At 60.6% G+C, this 19,034-nt stretch carries 19 protein-coding genes; 9 read left to right on the top strand and 10 right to left on the bottom strand.

What is annotated here, in order from left to right; genetic code table 11:
• The first annotated feature begins 8 nt into the window (after nucleotides 1-8).
• Entirely contained in the window at nucleotides 9-662 is a 654-nt protein-coding gene (locus ACX3M4_RS10985; protein ID WP_459358622.1) for a ribonuclease HII, read from the top strand.
• A 638-nt stretch (nucleotides 663-1,300) separates the two neighbouring features.
• Here the strand turns inward: ACX3M4_RS10985 and ACX3M4_RS10990 are convergent.
• The 9 genes from ACX3M4_RS10990 to ACX3M4_RS11030 form a co-directional block, all read right to left on the bottom strand.
• The gene (locus ACX3M4_RS10990) at nucleotides 1,301-1,753 is read right to left on the bottom strand and encodes a DUF4279 domain-containing protein (RefSeq protein WP_459358623.1); all 453 of its coding nucleotides are present in this window, start codon (nucleotides 1,751-1,753) and stop codon (nucleotides 1,301-1,303) included.
• A gap of 111 nt (nucleotides 1,754-1,864) precedes the next feature.
• A complete protein-coding gene (locus ACX3M4_RS10995; protein WP_459358624.1) occupies nucleotides 1,865-2,344 on the bottom strand; it encodes a F0F1 ATP synthase subunit B family protein in 480 nt (159 codons plus the stop codon).
• 10 nt (nucleotides 2,345-2,354) lie between these two features.
• Nucleotides 2,355-2,915 (bottom strand): F0F1 ATP synthase subunit B, encoded by a 561-nt coding sequence (locus ACX3M4_RS11000; protein WP_459358625.1) that lies wholly within the window; start codon nucleotides 2,913-2,915, stop codon nucleotides 2,355-2,357.
• A 114-nt stretch (nucleotides 2,916-3,029) separates the two neighbouring features.
• Entirely contained in the window at nucleotides 3,030-3,254 is a 225-nt protein-coding gene (locus tag ACX3M4_RS11005; RefSeq protein ID WP_006935776.1) for a F0F1 ATP synthase subunit C, read from the bottom strand.
• Between the two features lie 70 nt (nucleotides 3,255-3,324).
• Complete coding sequence (locus ACX3M4_RS11010) at nucleotides 3,325-4,074, bottom strand: F0F1 ATP synthase subunit A (protein ID WP_459358626.1); 750 nt, start codon at nucleotides 4,072-4,074, stop codon at nucleotides 3,325-3,327.
• Between the two features lie 57 nt (nucleotides 4,075-4,131).
• Complete coding sequence (locus ACX3M4_RS11015; RefSeq protein ID WP_459358627.1) at nucleotides 4,132-4,515, bottom strand: AtpZ/AtpI family protein; 384 nt, start codon at nucleotides 4,513-4,515, stop codon at nucleotides 4,132-4,134.
• 212 nt (nucleotides 4,516-4,727) lie between these two features.
• Nucleotides 4,728-8,186, bottom strand: coding sequence for a chromosome segregation protein SMC (gene smc, locus ACX3M4_RS11020; protein WP_459358628.1), 3,459 nt, complete (start codon nucleotides 8,184-8,186; stop codon nucleotides 4,728-4,730).
• Between the two features lie 87 nt (nucleotides 8,187-8,273).
• Entirely contained in the window at nucleotides 8,274-8,909 is a 636-nt protein-coding gene (locus tag ACX3M4_RS11025) for a thioredoxin domain-containing protein (RefSeq protein ID WP_459358629.1), read from the bottom strand.
• 275 nt (nucleotides 8,910-9,184) lie between these two features.
• Complete coding sequence (locus ACX3M4_RS11030; RefSeq protein ID WP_459358630.1) at nucleotides 9,185-9,694, bottom strand: DUF721 domain-containing protein; 510 nt, start codon at nucleotides 9,692-9,694, stop codon at nucleotides 9,185-9,187.
• Nucleotides 9,695-9,918: 224 nt separating this feature from the next.
• Between ACX3M4_RS11030 and mutY the strand changes: the two genes are divergently transcribed.
• The 4 genes from mutY to bfr all read left to right on the top strand — a co-directional run bounded on the left by mutY (nucleotide 9,919) and on the right by bfr (nucleotide 13,120).
• Nucleotides 9,919-10,998, top strand: a complete 1,080-nt coding sequence (gene mutY, locus ACX3M4_RS11035; RefSeq protein ID WP_459358631.1) for an A/G-specific adenine glycosylase — start codon at nucleotides 9,919-9,921, stop codon at nucleotides 10,996-10,998.
• Between the two features lie 83 nt (nucleotides 10,999-11,081).
• Nucleotides 11,082-11,630 (top strand): 2OG-Fe(II) oxygenase, encoded by a 549-nt coding sequence (locus tag ACX3M4_RS11040; RefSeq protein WP_459358632.1) that lies wholly within the window; start codon nucleotides 11,082-11,084, stop codon nucleotides 11,628-11,630.
• Between the two features lie 277 nt (nucleotides 11,631-11,907).
• Nucleotides 11,908-12,390 carry a fasciclin domain-containing protein gene (locus tag ACX3M4_RS11045; protein WP_459358633.1) on the top strand — a complete coding sequence of 161 codons (483 nt, stop codon included), beginning with the start codon at nucleotides 11,908-11,910 and terminating at the stop codon, nucleotides 12,388-12,390.
• Between the two features lie 244 nt (nucleotides 12,391-12,634).
• Complete coding sequence (gene bfr / locus ACX3M4_RS11050; RefSeq protein ID WP_459358634.1) at nucleotides 12,635-13,120, top strand: bacterioferritin; 486 nt, start codon at nucleotides 12,635-12,637, stop codon at nucleotides 13,118-13,120.
• 246 nt (nucleotides 13,121-13,366) lie between these two features.
• On the opposite strand, the gene ACX3M4_RS11055 is transcribed toward bfr, so the two are convergent.
• The gene (locus ACX3M4_RS11055; RefSeq protein WP_459358635.1) at nucleotides 13,367-14,875 is read right to left on the bottom strand and encodes an AMP nucleosidase; all 1,509 of its coding nucleotides are present in this window, start codon (nucleotides 14,873-14,875) and stop codon (nucleotides 13,367-13,369) included.
• Between the two features lie 244 nt (nucleotides 14,876-15,119).
• On the opposite strand from ACX3M4_RS11055, the gene ACX3M4_RS11060 reads away from it, so the two are divergent.
• The 4 genes from ACX3M4_RS11060 (at nucleotide 15,120) to ACX3M4_RS11075 (ending at nucleotide 19,015) form a co-directional block, all read left to right on the top strand.
• Nucleotides 15,120-15,920 (top strand): transporter substrate-binding domain-containing protein, encoded by an 801-nt coding sequence (locus ACX3M4_RS11060; RefSeq protein WP_459358636.1) that lies wholly within the window; start codon nucleotides 15,120-15,122, stop codon nucleotides 15,918-15,920.
• 153 nt (nucleotides 15,921-16,073) lie between these two features.
• A complete protein-coding gene (locus tag ACX3M4_RS11065; protein WP_459358637.1) occupies nucleotides 16,074-16,880 on the top strand; it encodes an amino acid ABC transporter permease in 807 nt (268 codons plus the stop codon).
• A 177-nt stretch (nucleotides 16,881-17,057) separates the two neighbouring features.
• Complete coding sequence (locus tag ACX3M4_RS11070; RefSeq protein ID WP_459358638.1) at nucleotides 17,058-17,744, top strand: DNA-3-methyladenine glycosylase I; 687 nt, start codon at nucleotides 17,058-17,060, stop codon at nucleotides 17,742-17,744.
• A 131-nt stretch (nucleotides 17,745-17,875) separates the two neighbouring features.
• Entirely contained in the window at nucleotides 17,876-19,015 is a 1,140-nt protein-coding gene (locus ACX3M4_RS11075; protein WP_459358639.1) for a DNA methyltransferase, read from the top strand.
• Nucleotides 19,016-19,034: the final 19 nt, after the last annotated feature.

Raw genomic sequence — 19,034 nt, forward strand, 5'->3', positions numbered from 1 at the left:
TTTCGGAAATGGCTTATACCCCGTCCCTCTTTGACCTTGCCTTTCCGGACAGCCCGGACCTGAAACTTGAGCGCAAGCATGCCAAAGCGTTCGGTGGCCGGATCTGCGGGGTCGACGAAGCGGGCCGCGGCCCCTGGGCCGGGCCGGTGGTCACGGCTGCCGTCATATTGGACTATAACCGGGTGCCCGATGGCCTGAACGATTCCAAGAAGCTGACGGAAGCAAGGCGCGAAGAGCTGTTTGAGCAGATCGTCTCCTCTGCCTTTGTTTCAGTTGCCAGCGCCGCACCCTCGTCAATCGACCGGCTCAACATTCGCAGCGCGACCTTGCGGGCGATGGTCCGGGCCGTCCGCCATCTGTCGGTTATTCCGGACTATGTCCTCGTTGATGGACGCGATGTACCGCCGGGCCTCACACAGCCCGGCCAGGCGCTTATCAAGGGCGACGGACGCTGTCTCTGCGTTGCCGCAGCCTCCATCGTCGCCAAGGTGACACGGGACCGGATGATGGTCGCGCTGGAGCGGGATTGTCCGGGCTACGGCTTTGCCCAGCACAAGGGCTACGGCGTGCCGCAGCACCAGGCGGCCTTGGAAAAGCTGGGCCCCTCGCCGCACCACCGGATGAGTTTCAGGCCGGTGCGGCTGGTGGCGGACAACCTGTAACCGAGCCTGACGGGTGTTGATGACTGCCGAGTCAGGTGAGGCTCACACGGGCGATTTTCAGACGCCCCGGAGAGCTGTCCAACAGATTCCGCTCGAGATAAGCCGTGACTACGCGGCCGCCCTTTTATACCAACCTCAACACATATGAACCGATCTGACCGCGTTTGGCCTGTTCCAGATCGCCGGACCGCGCTACGCCGCTTGAACGACCAGCCAGGCCGTCCTGCGCAACGCGCCTTGCCGGCAAACCGGAACAGCGCCATCAGATGGGTTCATATGTGTTGAGGTTGGCATTAACTTAAGGCGAAGACCAACTGACGCCCGCTCCGGTCCGGTCAGACAAACCGGAATTTTTGCTTGGCATCTTCCGGGCAGGGTGTCGCCAAATGCCAAGTTAACCCTTTCCCTTAAGACAACGGTAAGGCGCGCCTTCGAGCATGCCTTTGACCGCGAAACGGGAGGATTTTCAAATGATGTTGGATCAGCGTTATGAGAAGGCCGCGACCATGCTTTGGGTGGGTGGTGTCCTGCTTTCCGTTGTTCTGGTCATTGGTTGCAGTTTCTATTTCTGAAGAAATGATCACCACCCGGCTCGGTGGTCACTTGAGCTTCTTTCGGCTCGAGCTTGACCCTGCAGCTCAGCGCTGGAGCAGCTCTCTCATCCCGACGATTTCCTCGTGAAGATCGCCAAAAGGATAGAAATCAAATCTGAAGGAAATGCCCAGCGAAGTTGCTCGCCTTTGCAGATCGAATTCCAAAGTCCAGTCGAAGCTTGAATGGACGAATGCCACACACACGATCTCGGTTCGGAAGCCCGATTGCAATTCTTGCAGCTGGTTTTTCTTCGGTTCAAGCCGCCTGAGCAACTCTGCGACGTGATCCGACAGCGGATCCCGATCCAAAAGGCCGCTGTCCAGCCGCCAACTTGATCCCGGGCGCAGGTGCGTATTGCCCTTTACCTCAAACGTGTCACCAACGTTCCAAACGCTGCTCGGTTCAAGTTTCAGGATGCCTGTGACAATTGTGGCATCTTCACTGCCGATTGCGTGAAAATAGGCATATTCCCGATCGGTTTCGGGTGGCGCTACCATCGGCTTCTCCAGAAAATTTAAGCGGACCCATAACTGACAGCTTTGAGTTCAGTTCAACAAAAAAGCGGCCCCGAAAGGCCGCTTTCAATGTTTCAGCACTCTACCCAAAGATCAGTTCAGGCGTTCTTTGACCTGTGCGATGCTCTTGGCCAGGATGTCGTCGGCGACCTTGTCCTTCACCTTGGCGGTGAGGATTTCCTCGGCTGCGGCGACGGCAACGTCAGCTGCCTTGGCACGGACTTCGGCAATCGCCTGGCTTTCCGCCTGAGCGATCTTGTCTTCCGCGGCCTTGGTACGGCGAGCGATCATTTCTTCCAGAGCCCGGTTCGTTTCGAGCGTCAGGCGCTCTGCTTCCGAATTGGCTTCTGCAATGATGGCTTCCGCCTCGCCTTCAGCTTCGTGGCGCTTGCGCTGATATTCCGACAGAAGAGCCTGGGCTTCTTCGCGCATCTTGCGCGCTTCTTCCAGTTCCTTGCGGATTGCTTCCGCGCGGTCATCCAGCGATGCACCGATCTTGCCCGGCACCTTGACGTAGATGATCAAGACGAAGAACAGGATCAGACCGACCGTGGCCCAAAATGTAGCGTCCATGACGGTCTCCTCAGTTCATCGCCGATTTCAGCGCCTTGGTCAGGTCGGCTTTCGTCGGAGCCTTGCCCATCAGCTGCTCGACGAGCGCTGCGGCGGTGTCCCCGGCGATTTCCCCGATCTGAGAAAGGGCTTCGGTCTTGGTTGCGGTGATCTGGGCTTCCGCTGCCTTCAGCTTCCCGTTCAGCTCGGCTTCCGCCTTTTCGCGGCGAGCTTCCTGTTCGGCCTTCAGCTTGGCCCGCGTGTCGTGGGCAATGCCATGCGCCTTGTTACGGGCTTCGGCCAGAGCCTGCTCGTAGGCGGCGATCGCAGCGTCGGTCTCTTCCTTGAGGCGGTTGGCCTCGGACAGATCACCGGCAATGCGGTCCTTGCGGTCTTCCAGGATGCCTGCGAGACGCGGCATCGCCACGTTCTTCATGATCCAGTAGAACACGCCGAACGTAATCGCCAGCCACAGAAGCTGCGAGGCAAACGTGGTGCTGTCGAACGGCGGGAAACCCGCGCCATGCTCCGCGGCCGGCACTTCGATGACTTCGTGCGTGCCTTCTGTGCTCGATTGAGTTTGGCTTGCCATTTCCGGTCTCCTAAATCCGGCTGGGCGGCACTGGAACACCTAACGTTCCGGGAACGCTGGGTGTTCCTGCGCGCCGCCGCCGGAGTCGCATCAAAATTCGCTGCGAACGAGCGATTAAGCGAACAGGAGGATCAGAGCGACCAGCAGGGAGAAGATGCCCAGAGCTTCCGTCACGGCGAAGCCGAAAATCAGACGGCCGAACTGGCCATCAGCTGCAGACGGATTGCGCAGAGCGCCTGCGAGGTAGTTACCGAAAATGTTGCCGAGGCCGATGCCTGCGCCGCCCATGCCCAGGCATGCGATACCGGCACCGATGTATTTTGCTGCTTCTGCTTCCATGACACGTGCTCCTAATGGTGTTTGCAGATTGCTCACGCGCGGCGCTGAACGCCGTGTGATTGGATTACCCTCAGTGTGAAGGATGAATGGCGTCGTTCAGGTACATGCAGGTCAGGACCGTAAAGACATAGGCCTGCAGGAAGGCGACCAGGAACTCAAGAGCGGTCAGGGCGACCGTCATTCCGAGCGGCAGGATGGATCCGAAGATACCGACCGCGCCCATGGCGCTGAGGCTAACGACGAAGCCGGAGAACACTTTCAGCGTGATGTGGCCAGCCAGCATGTTCGCGAAGAGACGAACGGAGAGGCTGATCGGACGCGAAAGGAAGGAGATCACCTCGATCAGGGTCACCAGCGGGATCAGTGCGCCTGGCACACCGCTCGGGACGAAGAGCTTGAGGAACTTCATGCCGTTTTTCATGAAGCCGTAGATGATCACGGTAAGGATCACCAGCATCGCAAGCGCAAAGGTCACGATGATGTGGCTGGTGATGGTAAAGAAGTACGGGAACATGCCGAAGAGGTTCGCGACAAGCACGAACATGAACAGCGAGAACACAAGCGGGAAGAAACGCACCCCCTCCGTTCCCGCAGCGCTTCGCAGCGTCCCCGCAACGAATTCATACATCATTTCCGACACCGACTGCACGCGGGACGGGACAAGGCCTCGGCCGCTGGTCGAGAAGATCAGAAATGCAGACGTCGCCGCCACGGTCAAAACCATGAACAGCGAAGAATTGGTGAAAGAGAAATCCATGCCCCCGACTTCAATCGGAAAGATCTTCTGGATTTGGAACTGATGGATCGGATCGTTCGCCACCGGCCAGCCTTCTTCGCTCGTTCAATATCAATGCGCCTGATGGCGCGACAAAACCTGTTACGACCTGTCGTCGCGAGCGTCTTTTTCGCGCTGGATCTTGGCATCCTGCTGCTCGACGACACCCACCGAGCGCAGCACATTCAAGACACCGGCCGCGAACCCCAGGAGCAGGAAGACGATCAGCCCGAAAGGCGACGTCCCCAGCCACTCGTCGGCCACCCAACCAATCCCGGCCCCCACCAGTACGCCCGCAATAAACTCCGAAGAGAGCTTCATTGCCTGCGCATATCCGGATGAGCTGCTTTGCGACTTCCGGGCGGTCTTAGCTTCCACCGCCTTGATGTCGTCAAGCTTCCGGTTCAATTGAGACCGCCGTTCCGACAGACCCGCTTCCGGGGAGCCTTGCGTCCGATCGTTACCGTCGCCGTTTTGCGAAGACATGATCATAAGTCCTCTGCTCGCGCCGACATGTCAGATCCAACAACAGGAGAGCCCCGTAAGCCGCGCGCACCATAGTCGGCGCCCCCTGCCGTGTCAAGAAGCCATCAATAAAGATTAACTTATTGATTTTAAACGACTTTAGTTGACGAAACCGATTCCACCAGACCTAAGTTGCACATGGTTTTCGCGGCACTGCCGCACGAGACGCAATCTTAGCCGGTTTCGCGGAATCGTTCCGCCGTCTCCAGATCGACCGAAACCAGCTGGGAAACCCCGCGCTCGGCCATGGTGACGCCGAAGAGCCGGTTCATGCGGGCCATGGTGATCGGATTGTGGGTAATGACCACGAAGCGTGTTTCCGTGCTCTTGGCCATTTCGTCGAGTAGGTCGCAATAGCGCTCCACATTGGCATCGTCCAGGGGCGCGTCCACCTCATCGAGCACGCAGATCGGTGCCGGGTTCGTCAGGAACACAGCGAAAATCAGCGACATGGCGGTCAGTGCCTGCTCGCCGCCCGACAGAAGCGTCATGGTCTGAGGCTTCTTGCCCGGCGGGCGGGCGATGATCTCAAGACCCGCATCCAGCGGATCGTCGCTGTCGACCAGCTGCAATTCGGCCGTACCACCACCGAAAAGGTGGGTGAAGAGGCGCTGGAAATGGCCGTTGACCACCTCGAAGGAGGCAAGCAGACGCTCGCGCGCTTCCCGGTTGAGGTTGGAGATGCCGGTGCGCAGGCGGCGAATCGCCTCGATCAGGTCGTCCCGTTCTGAAGTCAGCGTCGTCTTCTGCTCGTCGATCTCGCGCAGTTCTTCCTCGGCGCGCAGGTTGACGCCGCCAAGCCGCTCGCGTTCGGATTTCAGCCGCTCCAGCTTGCGTTCCATCGCCTCGGGGTCAGGCAGCGGTGCGCCTTCCTTCAGGTCTGCGATTTCCGGCAGGGCCGTCACCGGGACTTCCAGATCCTCGTCGATGCGGCGTTCCAGGTTTGCCTTGCGCTCGCGCGCAGCCTCCAGGCGCTCCTCGGCGCGGATCTTCTGTTCGCGCGCACCGGCCATCGCTTCCATCGCTGCCTTGGCAGCCCGGTCGACATCGGCCAGATCGAGCTCGGCCTGCTGCAACCGGTCATCCCTGGCCTTCTTCTCTTCTTCCGCCTTGGCGATTGCGGAGAACAGTTCCCGGCGCTTGATCTCGATATCTTCCGGCGCCTCGATCAGTTCCGCGCGTTCTTCCTCGGCCTCTTCCCGGCGCTCCTGCAGAACGGCGATCTGCCGGGCCGCATTGGCGGCACGAGTTTTCCAGCTGTCATATTCGCGGGCGATGGCTTCCAGACGGCGGTCGCGCATCTGCTGCTCTCGCGCCAGGCCCTCGGCAACCGCCCTCGCCTCGGCAAAGGCACCGCGGGCGGTGGAGACCCGGCTTTGAAGCTCCTCGATCCGGTCCTGATAGCTCGAGCCATCGGGCGCTTCTTCCAGCCGCTCTTCGGCCTCGGCCACCTGTTCACGCGCGAGTTCCGCCTCTTCCCCGAGACGCTGCGCTCGGTCTTCGGCGGCTTCGCGCCGTGCGGCCAACTGGGAAATCGCCCGTTCGGCAGCCGCCAGCGCTTCGCGCGCCGCTGCTGCCTGCCGCTGGCCGTCACGAACCTTGCCTCTGGCGATCTGTTCCAGCTCAACCGCCTGACGCACACGCGCAGCCGCAGCGTCCAGCTCCTGTTCCCGATCTTCGACAACCCGGCGCGCCGTATCGATCTCCTCGGCGAGCTCCGCCAGCCGGTTCTTCTGGGCAAGCCTTTGCGCCGCCGGTGTCGGAGCATTGGCGGCGACCACAAAGCCGTCCCAGCGCCAGAGGTCGCCTTCCGTCGAAACGAGGCATTGTCCCGGCTTGAGGGATCTGCGCAGGCCAGGGCCGTCTGCCTGGGCGACAATTCCGATCAGCCGCAAACGCCGGGTGAGTTCTGCCGGAGCCTCGACTACATCGGCAAGGTTGCGCAGGCCCGATGGCAAGGCCGGATCGCCGTCATGGGAGAGCACGCCCTCCCAGCGAACGGCTGCCGCCACCTCCAGCGAGGCATCCAGATCCTCGCCAAGCGCCGCGCCAAGCGCGGTCTCGAAGCCCTGTTCGACTTTCACCAGTTCGACGACGGGCGTGTGATCCTGCTCCGCATGGACGTTCAGAACCTGCTCCAGCGTGCGGGCTTCCGTTTCAAGCCCCTGGAGCAACTGGCGGGCTTCGCTCAATGGCCCACGCGCCGCCTGTTCGCGCTCGCGCGCCTCCCGGGTGGCTGTCTCGGCATCTTCTACAGCGGCCTCGGCTTCAGCAAGCGCTTCTTCGGCCAGCTCCAGCGCTTCGCGGTTTTCCGCAACGCCGTCCTGCTCGTCCATCTGCGCCTTAACATCAGCCAGAGCCTGCTGGGCTTCCTGGGCCTGGGCCACAAGCCGGTCGGCACGCTGGCGGCTGTCGGCGACGGCCCGTTCCAGCTGGCGGCGCTCGGCCGTTGCCCGCGCCTCCGCAGCCGTTACCTCTGACAGCTCCGTTTCCAGTGTGCGCACGGCCTCTTCGGCTTCCACCACCTTTTCGCAGGCGCTGTCGGTGCGTTCCTGCACCATTTCGTTTTCTTCCAGAAGCTCGGCGCGCTCTTCCGAGAGGCGCTCCAGCACCTCGTCATTCTCGGAGACCATCGACTGCTCGCGGCGGATGTCCTCGGCAAGCTGCACCAGACGCCGCTCCAGGTCCTGCAGCTTTTCCTTGACCCGCCGCTCTTCCGCATCGAGCTCATTGCGGGCAATCACAAGCCGCTGCAAGGCAGCACCTGCCCTGGCGGCTTCGTCGCGCAGTTCGGGCAGCTTGTGGGCGGCGATCGCCTGGACGCGGGCGCTCTCGGCCTGAAGGCCGGTCACCTCGTTCACCTGCTTCTGTGCCTCGGCAAAATGAGCCTCGGCGGTGCCGAGCGCATCGCGGGCTTCCGTCCAGCGGATGAAGAGGATCGAGGCTTCCGCCGCGCGAATTTCGGACGAAAGATTGCGATAGCGCGAAGCCTGGCGTGACTGCCGGCGCAGGTTTTCCAGCTGGCTGTCGATCTGGACGAGCACATCCTCCAGCCGTTCCAGATTCTGCTCGGCGGCGCGCAGGCGGATCTCGGCCTCGTGGCGGCGCGAATGCAGGCCGGAAATGCCGGCTGCCTCTTCCAGGATCTGGCGGCGGGATGTCGGCTTGGCGGCAATCAGCTCGCCGATCTGGCCCTGGCGCACCATGGCCGGCGAGCGGGCGCCGGTGGAGGCGTCGGCGAAAAGAAGCTGGACGTCACGGGCGCGCACGTCCTTGGCGTTGATCTTGTAGTTGGAACCCTGCTCGCGCTCGATGCGGCGGCTGACTTCCAGGCTGTCGGCATCGTTGAAGGCGGCGGGCGCGGTGCGGTCCTGGTTTTCCAGGTAAAGCGTCACCTCGGCGGTGTTGCGTGCCGGGCGGTTGAGACTGCCGGAAAAGATGACGTCGTCCATGCCGGACGCGCGCATGTTCTTGTAGGAGTTTTCCCCCATCACCCAGCGCAGGGCCTCGACAAGGTTGGACTTGCCGCAGCCGTTGGGCCCGACCACACCGGTCAGGCCGTTGCCGATGATGAACTCCATCGGTTCAACGAAGGATTTGAAGCCGACGATGCGGAGTTTGGAAAACTTCATCGGCGCCCGTGCCTCCCGGACACGGGCGCCTGAAGATCGGGGATCAAGTCGAAGCAGGCCTTATGGGCCGGCGGGAATGCCACCGGCTTAAAGCTGTGCCTCAATGAGCTTGCCCATCTCTTCAATCGAAAGCGCCCCCGAGTGCTTTTCGCCATTGATGAAGAATGTCGGCGTCGAGTTTACACCGAACTCGCCCGCACCGCGGTTCTTCACCGCTTCAATGGCGTCAAGCAGGCCCTGGTTTGTCAAGCATTCCTCAAAGGTCTCTTGTGTAAATCCGATCTGCTTGGAAAAGTCGAGCATGGATTGGTACGGATTGTCCGTGAAGGCCCAGCTGCGCTGGTTTTCGAACATCGTGTCCACAATCTCGAAATACTTGTCCTGCGGCGCACAGCGCGCCAGCATAAAGCCGCCGGAAGCGACCGGATCCAGCGGAAACTCGCGGAAAATGAAGCGGACCTTGCCGGTGTCGATGTAGTCCGTCTTCAGCTGCGGATAGGTGTTCTTGTGGAAACTGGCGCAATGACCGCAGGTCATGGACGCATATTCGACGATCGTGACCGGAGCGTTCTCGTCGCCGAGGATCTTGTCGCCCAGCGGACCGGGCTTCAACAGCTCTTCCAGGTCGACGCTCTCGGCAAGGGCGATGCCGGTGCCGGCAAGGCTGAAGGCGGCCGTCGCCAGGGCCGTGGTTTTGAGAAACTGTCTGCGGGTCTGTTTCACGAAGATCGTCCTGTCAAAAATCTAAAGCTGCACCGGCCGGTGCGGGAGACCGGACATCCCAAGCGGATGGCCGACATTTCGAATTCTCAACATTGGTTCTGCCTATCTGCCTTCAGCTGAATGCAGGATGAACCGGCTTGCTGCCTTCTGTGCCCTCTCGGGCGGGCGGCGTCAACAAAGCTTATCAAATGTGGCAGCAGCGAGGACGTGCCGGAAGGCCGGTTCACAGTGTTGTTATTGAGAAGGGACAGGTTGCCGCACCTCTGCGGGCAGACTCAGGCGGCCGTGTCGGTCTTGCGCGCGATCACCTGGGCACCGAGCTTCTTCAAAGCTTCGCGCAGGCGGTCGTTTTCAACGCCTTCCAGCCGTTCGTCGAGCTGGCGCTGTTCCGAACTGGTCAGCGAGCGCAGCGGTTTTCTGCGTTCAGTCTGCTTCACCAGGACAGGTTTCTGCAGGATCTTGATGCGGCCGATGGCCCGCCAGCCGTAGAACGTGTTGATGCGCTCGATCACCTGGCCGCTGTCGTGGGAGAGCAGAAGCGCGGTCGCACCGTCCGTATGCACCACCAGCGTCGCCGGTTCCGGCGGGCTGTCGGGATCGGTGAGGTCCGGGCGCCTGGGCCAGACCAGCCGGTCGGGCTGGACCCTGGTGCCATAACGATCGCCGACAATGTCGGCCCAGGAGGCTATGATATCGACGGAGGCAAAGCCGCGTTTGCGGCAGGCAGGCGTCATCGCCTTGCCGACCAGATCGGCAAGCAGTTTCGCCTCCTTCGGCGCGTGCACAGAATTTGCCTTTGTCGCGCTAATAGCCTACCTCCTCATCCGGCAAACGGCTCAGCCTCGGTCCGGCCGCTTCCAGGATCTAAGGTGTTGTGTCCCAATAGAATACGACAAAATGACGACGAATACTTTCGCCAAGCTGGCCACCCTGCCCTTATCACCCAAGTTGTCCCCAGGCTATCCAAGCCTCCCAACTTCCGCTCAACTCCTTTCGGTCAGCTGATCTCATGGCTTCTGCTTCTCCCGCCCGGCTGCTTCTCGACTGGTACGACCGGCATGCCCGGCGCCTGCCCTGGCGGGTCGCGCCGGAAGACCGGAAACTGGGCGAAGTGCCCGATCCCTACCGCATCTGGCTGTCGGAGGTCATGCTGCAACAGACGACGGTTGCAGCCGTCAAAGACTTTTTCGAGAAATTCACCCGAACCTGGCCAACGGTCGGGGACCTGGCAGCTGCGGACGAAGAAGATGTCATGAAGGCCTGGGCGGGCCTTGGCTATTATTCGCGCGCCCGGAATTTGAAAAAATGTGCAGAAGCGGTCGCAAACGACCATGGCGGACGCTTTCCCGAGGACGAGAAATCCCTCTTGAGCCTGCCCGGCATCGGCCCCTATACCGCCGCTGCGATTGCCACGATTGCCTTCGACAGGCACGCGGCAGTGGTCGACGGCAATGTGGAGCGGGTGCTGACGCGGCTCTTCGAAATCGAGACGCCGCTGCCCGATGCCAAGCCCGAAATCAAGGCCAGGATGGCGGAACTTACACCGGAAGACCGTCCCGGCGACTTCGCCCAGGCGGTGATGGATCTCGGCGCGACCATCTGCACGCCGAAGCGGCCGGCTTGCGCTCTCTGCCCCTGGCTGAAAATCTGCGCGGTCCAGTCGTCCGGTCTGGCGGAAACCTTGCCGCGAAAAGCGCCGAAAAAGCAAAAACCGACGCGCTTTGGAGCTGCGTTCGTCGCGGTCGACCCGGCAACAGGCGCGGTGCTTTTACGCCGCCGCCCGCCGGAAGGCTTGCTGGGCGGCATGACCGAGGTGCCGGGCACGGTCTGGACGGAAGGGTTCGCAAGCGAGGAGGCGCTCTCCGGGGCGCCCTTTGCCGGCATCTGGCAGTGCCGGCCGGTGGAGGTGAAACACACCTTCACGCATTTCCATCTGCGGCTTGCGGTCTACCGTGCCGATCTTGACCGGACCAAAGTTCCATCAGTTGCCGGCAGCTGGTGGTCAGCCCCGGAAACGCTTGAGTCAGAGGCCCTTCCGACAGTCATGCGCAAGGTGCTTGCCGCAGCGTTAGACCTGCACCAAAAATAATTGTTCTCCACCTCAAAATAACTGTTGCAGTTTACCCGATTTGGATGTTGAAGAGCGCACCATTTTCGCGGATCGCAACCTCGATGTTCACCTACTCCCATGACGCGCTCTTCTCTCAAAAGGACTGCGATGAAATCATCCGGCTGAGCCGGTCCGAAACCCAGGACAAGGGCGGCCTTGTCGGTGGCAAGCAGCAAGGCGACATCCGCCGCGCCAGGATCAGCTGGCTCGACGACGAAGGTCCTGCCGGCTGGGTGCTGAGCCGTGTGATGAGCGCCGTAGCCAGGGCCAACCGGGAAGCCTTCGATTTCGATATCAACGAATTCCGCGAAAAGCTTCAGGTTACCGTCTATGACGAAAGCGAGGAAGGCCATTACGACTGGCATTCGGATGTCGGCGAAGGTCCGATCGCCCAGTTCCGCAAGGCGACCATCGTCACCCAGCTGTCGGCGTCGGAGACCTATGAAGGCGGCGCGCTGGAGATCAGCCTCGGCCACAAGGTGATGACCGCCTCGAGAGACCAGGGCACAGCGACGCTCTTTGCCAGCTTCATGCTGCACCGGGTGGTTCCGGTGACGAAGGGCACCCGCTATTCCCTGACCTGCTGGAGCCACGGGCCGCGCTTCCGTTAGTCCGGGCGCGCTTCACCGAAAGCCGCCTCGCCAACGCGGTTCCGTCAGCTTGCCGCAAGGCGCACACAAGGAATGCGGCTTCGGCCGCACGCTTCCTTCCGCGTTCCGGATCACCACCATTGCTGTTGAAAATCGAAAAACAGCTTTTCGTCATCCAGCATCGGAGTGCCGCCGTAGTCAGCGGCAGACACAGGCTGAAATTTAACTTGTTGAATAACATCGGAGATCTCTTCTCCGAACCCTTCAGTGCGCCTGTGTGAACGAAAAGGGAGCTATCATGAAACTTGTTCAAAACCTGGTTTTCGCCCTGCTGCTGATCGTACCCTTGAGCGCCGCCAAGGCGTCGGAAAAGGACATCGTCGACACAGCCGTCAGCGCCGGGTCCTTCAACACCCTCGTTGCGGCGGTTCAGGCAGCGGGTCTGGTCGAAACCCTCAAGGGCGAAGGACCCTTCACGGTCTTCGCGCCGACTGACGAAGCTTTCGCAAACCTGCCCGAAGGCACGGTTGAAAACCTCTTGAAGCCTGAGAACAAGGATCAGCTCGTTGCGATCCTCACCTATCACGTCGTGCCGGGCAAGGTCATGTCCGCCGACATCGCCGGCAAGAAAGCCGACGTTGCCTCTGTCGAGGGAAGCACGATTTCGGTCGATGCGACTGACGGCGTGAAAGTGGACGAGGCAACCGTCGTCACCGCTGACGTCGAGGCCTCCAATGGTGTCATCCATGTGATCGACAAGGTCATCATGCCCGGCTCTTAGTTGGTGTATGTTTTCACCGATACGGGCGATAGAGCCTGATCAGAACGCGGTCTGCCAGCAGGCCGCGTTTTTCATTTGACAGGCACATCCGGTTTTCATGATGTGCTCATTTGAGAGCACGTCGCTAGAGCGGGTTGAAAATATCGCGTTTGGATCAACTTACACTGGACATGTCGCCCGCGCCGCCCTAAAAATTGGAATTATTCTAAAGTAAGAATTGCAATCTGGTTCAGGAGGCCTTGCCATGAAGGGCAATGAAAAAGTCATCGAACGTCTGAATGAAGCTCTCTTTCTGGAGCTGGGCGCTATCAACCAGTACTGGCTTCACTACCGTCTCCTGAGCGACTGGGGCTTTGCCAAGCTCGCCAAGAAGGAGCGCGAGGAATCGATCGAGGAAATGCACCACGCCGACAAGCTGGTCGACCGGATCATCTTCCTCGAAGGCCACCCGAACATGCAGAAGGTCTCGCCGCTGCGCATTGGCCAGAATATCAAGGAAGTGCTGGAATCCGACCTTGCCGGCGAATATGACGCCCGCACCTCCTATTCCAAGTCCCGCGACATCTGCCGCGAGGAAGGCGATTACGTCTCCATGAAGCTGTTCGAGGAACTTCTGACGGACGAGGAAGGCCATATCGACTTCCTGGAAACCCAGCTCGACCTCCTGGAGAAGATCGGTATCGAGCGCTACGGCCTGCTCAACGCAGCTTCCGCCGACGAAGCGGAGTAATCAATTTCGGCAGCAACTTGTCGGCGTGGACTAAAAACAGCCCCCGATCGTCATCCCGGCCAAGCGAAGCGCAAGCCAGGACCGGGGTGGCAGAAGCCCTTAGGTTTCAGTCGGTTTTTTCTCCGCAGCTTTGGCGCTCCGGTCCCGGATCTTCGCTTAGCTGCGTCCGGGATGACTGACTGCGAGGCCCGCTTCAAAGCCGGCGCGAAATGCGCCGGCTTTTCTTTTTAGGTATAGGTGCAGGCCTTACTGGAATGCCGTTTCCGCGAAGCTGCGGAGCTTGCGGGAATGCAGGCGTTCGGCGGTCATGTCGCGCATCTTTTCCATGGCCCTGATGCCGATCTGCAGATGCTGGGCAACCTGGCGCTTGTAGAAATCGGTCGCCATGCCGGGCAGCTTCAGTTCGCCGTGGAGCGGCTTGTCGGAAATGCAGAGAAGCGTTCCGTAGGGCACACGGAAGCGGAAGCCGTTGGCGGCAATGGTCGCCGATTCCATGTCGAGCGCAACCGCGCGGGACTGGGAGAAGCGCTTGACCAGTTCCGGCTGATCCCAGAGTTCCCAGTTGCGGTTGTCGAGCGAGACAACGGTACCGGTGCGCATCACCCGTTTCAGGTCATAGCCGTCAATGCCGGTGATTTCCGCGACCGCGTCCTCAAGGGCAACCTGCACTTCGGCCAAGGGCGGGATCGGCACCCAGATCGGCAGATCCTGATTGAGCACGTTGTCCTCGCGCACATAGCCGTGCGCAAGCACGTAGTCGCCGAGGGTCTGGCTGTTCCTGAGACCAGCACAATGGCCGAGCATCAGCCACACATGCGGGCGCAGCACCGCGATATGATCGGTGATCGTCTTGGCATTGGACGGCCCGACGCCGATATTGACCATGGTGATGCCGCTGCCGTCGGCGCGCTTCAGGTGATAGGCCGGCATCTGCGGCAGCTTGGTCAGTTCGGCCACATCCGACTGGTCCTGCCCTGCCTCGATGACAATGTTGCCGGGTGAGACGAAGGCCTCGTATCCGCTTTCCGGCTGCAGTAGCAGCTCCTTCGACATGCGGCAGAATTCGTCGATATAGAACTGGTAGTTGGTGAAGAGAACATAGTTCTGGAAATGCTCAGCCCGGGTCGCCGTGTAGTGCTGCAGCCGGTGCAGGGAATAATCCACGCGGGGCGCAGTGAAGGAAGCAAGTGGCATGACGCCGTCGGCCGGGTCATAAGTGCCGTTGGCGATGCTGTCGTCCATCACGGTCAGGTCCGGCAGGTCGAACATGTCTGCCAGCGGGCGCTCCAGATTGGCCGCCGCGGCGCCGCCTTCCACATGGGTGCCGTCATAGAAGGCAAAATGCAGCGGGATCGGCATGTCGCTGTCGCCGACCTGGATCGGCACGTCGTGGTTCCGCAAAAGCAGCGAAAGCTGCGTTTCCAGATAATTGCGGAAGAGATCGGGCCGGGTGATCGTCGTGCCGTGGGTGCCCGGGCGGGAGACGAAGCCATAGGACAGTCGGCTGTCGAGGCGCACATGGCTGTCTGTGACGATGCGCACCTGCGGATAGAAGGCGCGAACGCGCCCGTCGATCTCCTTGCCCTCCAGAAGATCGTGAAAATGTTTGCGCAGAAAAGCGGTGTTGGCTTCGAAGATTTCGATCAGCCTGTCGACCGCTTTTTCAGCGTCGGTAAACACCTCAAGCGGGTGGGAGGGGGCGAGCCGGACGCGGCGGGCCGCCTGATGAAAAATGTTTTTGCCGGAATTGGACATAAACCGTCTCCTTATTGTTGTTATGGGCTCACAGTCCCGCTAACACCGCCGTTGGTCAATAGATCTAGCAGCAGTTTTTGAATTTTTTTTCGCCGAGAGAAAATTTCTGCACCCGGCCGGTTTTGCCCTTCAAAAAATGAAAGGCCATGCCCGCTGTCGCGGCGGTCTTTCAGCACCTTCAGCGGTCTTTCCCAACGCTTGCGGACCCGGTAAAGTCCTCCCGAATTTTGTCCAGGAGCTTCCCATGAAAAAGACCGTTCTGACCCTTGCTGCCGCAGCTGCCGCCCTTTACGGCGCAGCTTCCGCCGCCCTTGCCGCTGAATTGCCGGATCTCGGCGGCAAGGAAATCGTGATCGCCTCGGAAAACACCTATCCGCCGCTGCAATTCGTCGATCCGAAGTCGGGCGAGGCCATCGGCTGGGAATATGACGCCATCGCCGAAATCGCCAAGCGGCTGAACCTGAAGGTGACCTACCAGAACGCCGCCTGGGACGCGATGATCCCGGCCATTGCCGCCGGCGAGTTCGATCTGGCGATGAACGGCATCACCATCCGCGCCGATCGCGCCGAGCAGGTCGCCTTCTCCGATCCCTACATGCGTTCGGAAATGTTCATGCTGGTGCGCGCCGGTGAGGACCGCTTCACCGATGCCAAGGGATTTGCCGGAAACACGGACTTTCTGGCCGGTGCCCAGCCGGGCACGACGCCGTTCTATGTGACCGTCTACGAGGTGCTCGATGGGGACGAAGCCAATCCGCGCATCAAGCTGTTCGAGACCTTCGGCGCGGCCGTCCAGGCTCTCAAGGCCGGTGACGTCGACCTGGTGCTGACCGACAGCACCGGCGGCCAGGGTTATGTCGCCACCAACCCGGACACGTTCAAGCTGGTCGGCGATCCGATGGGGTCCGAAGACTTCGGCTTCATCTTCCCGAAAGGCTCCGACCTGATCGAGCCGTTCAACGCGGCCATTGCCAGCCTGCGCGAGGATGGCACTCTGGATGCGCTCAACAAGAAGTGGTTCTTCGACTACAAGATCGCCCAATAAGGTTTCTCCGCCCCGGCTCATCCCCAGGGCGGCTGGACTTTCCGGCCTCTGGCCGCTATCCGGGCATCTGGTCCGGAGAGCGGCCTTTTTCGTTCAAGCCCGCGGTTTTATACGGCAACCGCATATCAAGAGCTCCAGAGAGCAAGGCAGCCCATGTTCGCCAAGAAAAACCCGTCCGGCGCACCGCAGCCCGATTTTCCCTACTGGCTTGTGGCCGCCGGTACCGTGGCAATATTCCTGCTCTTTCAGATCGCGACCGACGATATCTACAGCCAGGTGATGGCGACGGTCTCGCGCGGGATCGGCCTGACGATCTTCGTCACGCTCCTGGCGTTCTTCCTGGCCTCGCTGATGGGGCTGCTGCTGGCACTGGCCTCCCTCTCCGGCTCGATCGTCCTGCGCCAGACGGCACGGTTCTATATCGAGATCGTGCGCGGGCTGCCGATCATCGTGCTCCTGCTCTATATCGCGTTCGTCGCAACGCCGCTCATGATCGACGGCATCAACCTGCTGCTGGAACCGCTCGGCATCGAAGGCCTGCGCACGCGCGACTTCCCCCTCTTCTGGCGTGCGGTGCTGGCGCTGACGATCGGTTATTCGGCATTCATCGCGGAAGTGTTCCGTGCCGGCATCCAGGCGGTCGACAAGGGCCAGATCGAGGCGGCAGAGGCGCTCGGCATGAACGGCTGGCTGCGCTTCCGCCTGATTGTTTTTCCGCAGGCGCTGAAGACCATCCTGCCACCGCTCGGCAACGACTTTGTCGCGCTTATCAAGGATTCCTCGCTCGTCTCCGTGCTCGGCGTTGCCGACATCACCCAGCTCGGCAAGGTCTATGCCGCCGGGTCGTTCCGCTATTTCGAGACATATAACGTGGTGGCGCTGATCTACCTGATGATGACGATCACCCTTTCGCTTGCCCTGCGCAAATTTGAACGGACAAAACAATTTCAGGAGCGCTAAGGTCTTTTCGGTATTTGCATCCACTCCTCCCTCATCCTGCAGAGGCGTAAGGCGCCGTCTCGAAGGATAAGCCGCTTGCTTTGGAGTGTGCCGCCCATCCTTCGAGACGGGCTTTCAGCCCTCCTCAGGATGAGGGGGAGAGTGAGAAAGGCGGCAGGCAAAACGTCGGAGAACCAAATGCGTTCCTTTGAAGAGATCGAAGCACTGGCGGCGGAGAAGAAGGGCGGAAACGAGCGGCTTGCCGCTCTTCTCGCAGAACACAACCCGCCAAAATCGCAAGCCGAACTTGAAGAGCTGGGCGACGATCGCTGGCTGTCGATGTTCACCCGCTGCGTCTTTCAGGCCGGGTTCAGCTGGAAGGTGATCGACCAGAAATGGCCGGGCTTCGAGGAGGCCTTCGAGGGTTTCGATGTCGCCCGGCTTGCGTTTCTGCCGGACGAGGCCTTTGAAGCGTTGCTGAAGGACACACGTATCGTGCGCAACGGTGCCAAGATCAAGTCGGTCCAGGACAATGCGATCTTCCTGAAAGATCTCGCGGCCGAACACGGCAGCGCTGCGAGGTTTTTCGCCCGTTACCCTGCCAGCGACCAGATCGGGCTGATGGAGATCCTGAAGAAGCGCGGCAGCCGGCTCGGTGGCAATACCGGGCAAATCACCCTGCGCTTCATGGGCAAGGAAAGTTTCATCCTCTCCGGCGACGTGGTTAACGCCCTCATCCGCGAAAATGTCATTGAGAAGGACGCCATGTCGAAAAAAAATCTGAACGCGATTCAGGCGGCCTTTAACGAATGGAACGCAACTTCCGGTCGTCCCATGAATGAAATCAGCAGAATTCTGGCCTTTTCGGTCGGGACAACCCATTAACCTCTCATTCAGCTTTTACGATTGTAAACAAAGCCTTGATTCAAAGGCAATTTTTGTTTTGCGTGCTTAACCGCTGATTTACCAAACCCGGTAACCATGACACTCGAAATTGCGTGAGGTATTGCGTCGCAATGAGTGTACTGCGTACCGGGGTGTCCTTCGGGGCACCCCGTCTATCGAACCAAACGGAAGCCGGTGCTTCCTGGCTGAACACGATCCTGAAGGGCGACTGCGTAGCCGCCCTTGAGAAGCTGCCGTCCCGTTCCGTGGACCTGGTCTTTGCGGATCCGCCCTACAATCTGCAGCTGGGCGGTGATCTGCACCGGCCGGACCAGTCGAAGGTGGATGCCTGTGACGATCACTGGGACCAGTTCGAGAGCTTCGAGGCCTATGACGCCTTTACCCGCGCCTGGCTCCTGGCCGTGCGCCGGGTGATGAAGGCGGATGGATCGCTCTACGTGATCGGCTCCTATCACAACATCTTCCGCGTCGGCGCGATCCTGCAGGATCTCGGCTTCTGGATCATGAACGACATCGTCTGGCTCAAGTCCAACCCGATGCCGAATTTCCGGGGCAAGCGCTTCACCAATGCGCACGAGACCATGATCTGGGCAACCAAGTCCAAAGACGCCAAGCCGACCTTCAACTACGACGCCCTGAAGGCCTTCAACGAGGATCTTCAGATGCGCTCCGACTGGCACCTGCCGCTGTGCACCGGGTCGGAACGGCTGAAGGACAAGAACGGCCAGAAGGTGCATCCGACGCAAAAGCCGGAATCCCTGCTCTACCGGGTGTTGACCGCCTCATCCAAACCCGGCGATGTCGTCCTCGACCCCTTCTTCGGCACCGGCACCACCGGCGCCGTCGCCAGGAAACTTGGCCGGCACTATGTCGGCGTGGAGCGCGAGCAGGACTATATCGATGCCGCCACCGCCCGCATCGAGGCCATCGTGCCGGGCGATGCAGCGGCACTGGAGATGCAGCAGGGCAAGCGCGCCCAGAAACGCATTCCCTTCGGCACGCTGCTTGAAAGCGGGCTGCTGCAGCCGGGTACGGAACTCAGCTGCCCCAAAGGTAAGCACCTGGCAGTGGTGCGCGCCGACGGCTCGCTGAAATCCGGTGACCACACCGGTTCGATCCACAAGGTTGGTGCCCTTGTGCAGGGTCAGGAAGCCTGCAACGGCTGGACTTTCTGGCACATCAGGGACGGGTCCAAAGCGTCCCCGATCGACGAGCTGCGCAAGGAAATCAGATCCCGCCTGCAGGCATAAGCAGGCACCGGACGCGACA

The sequence above is a fragment of the Roseibium sp. M-1 genome, assembly GCF_054515675.1.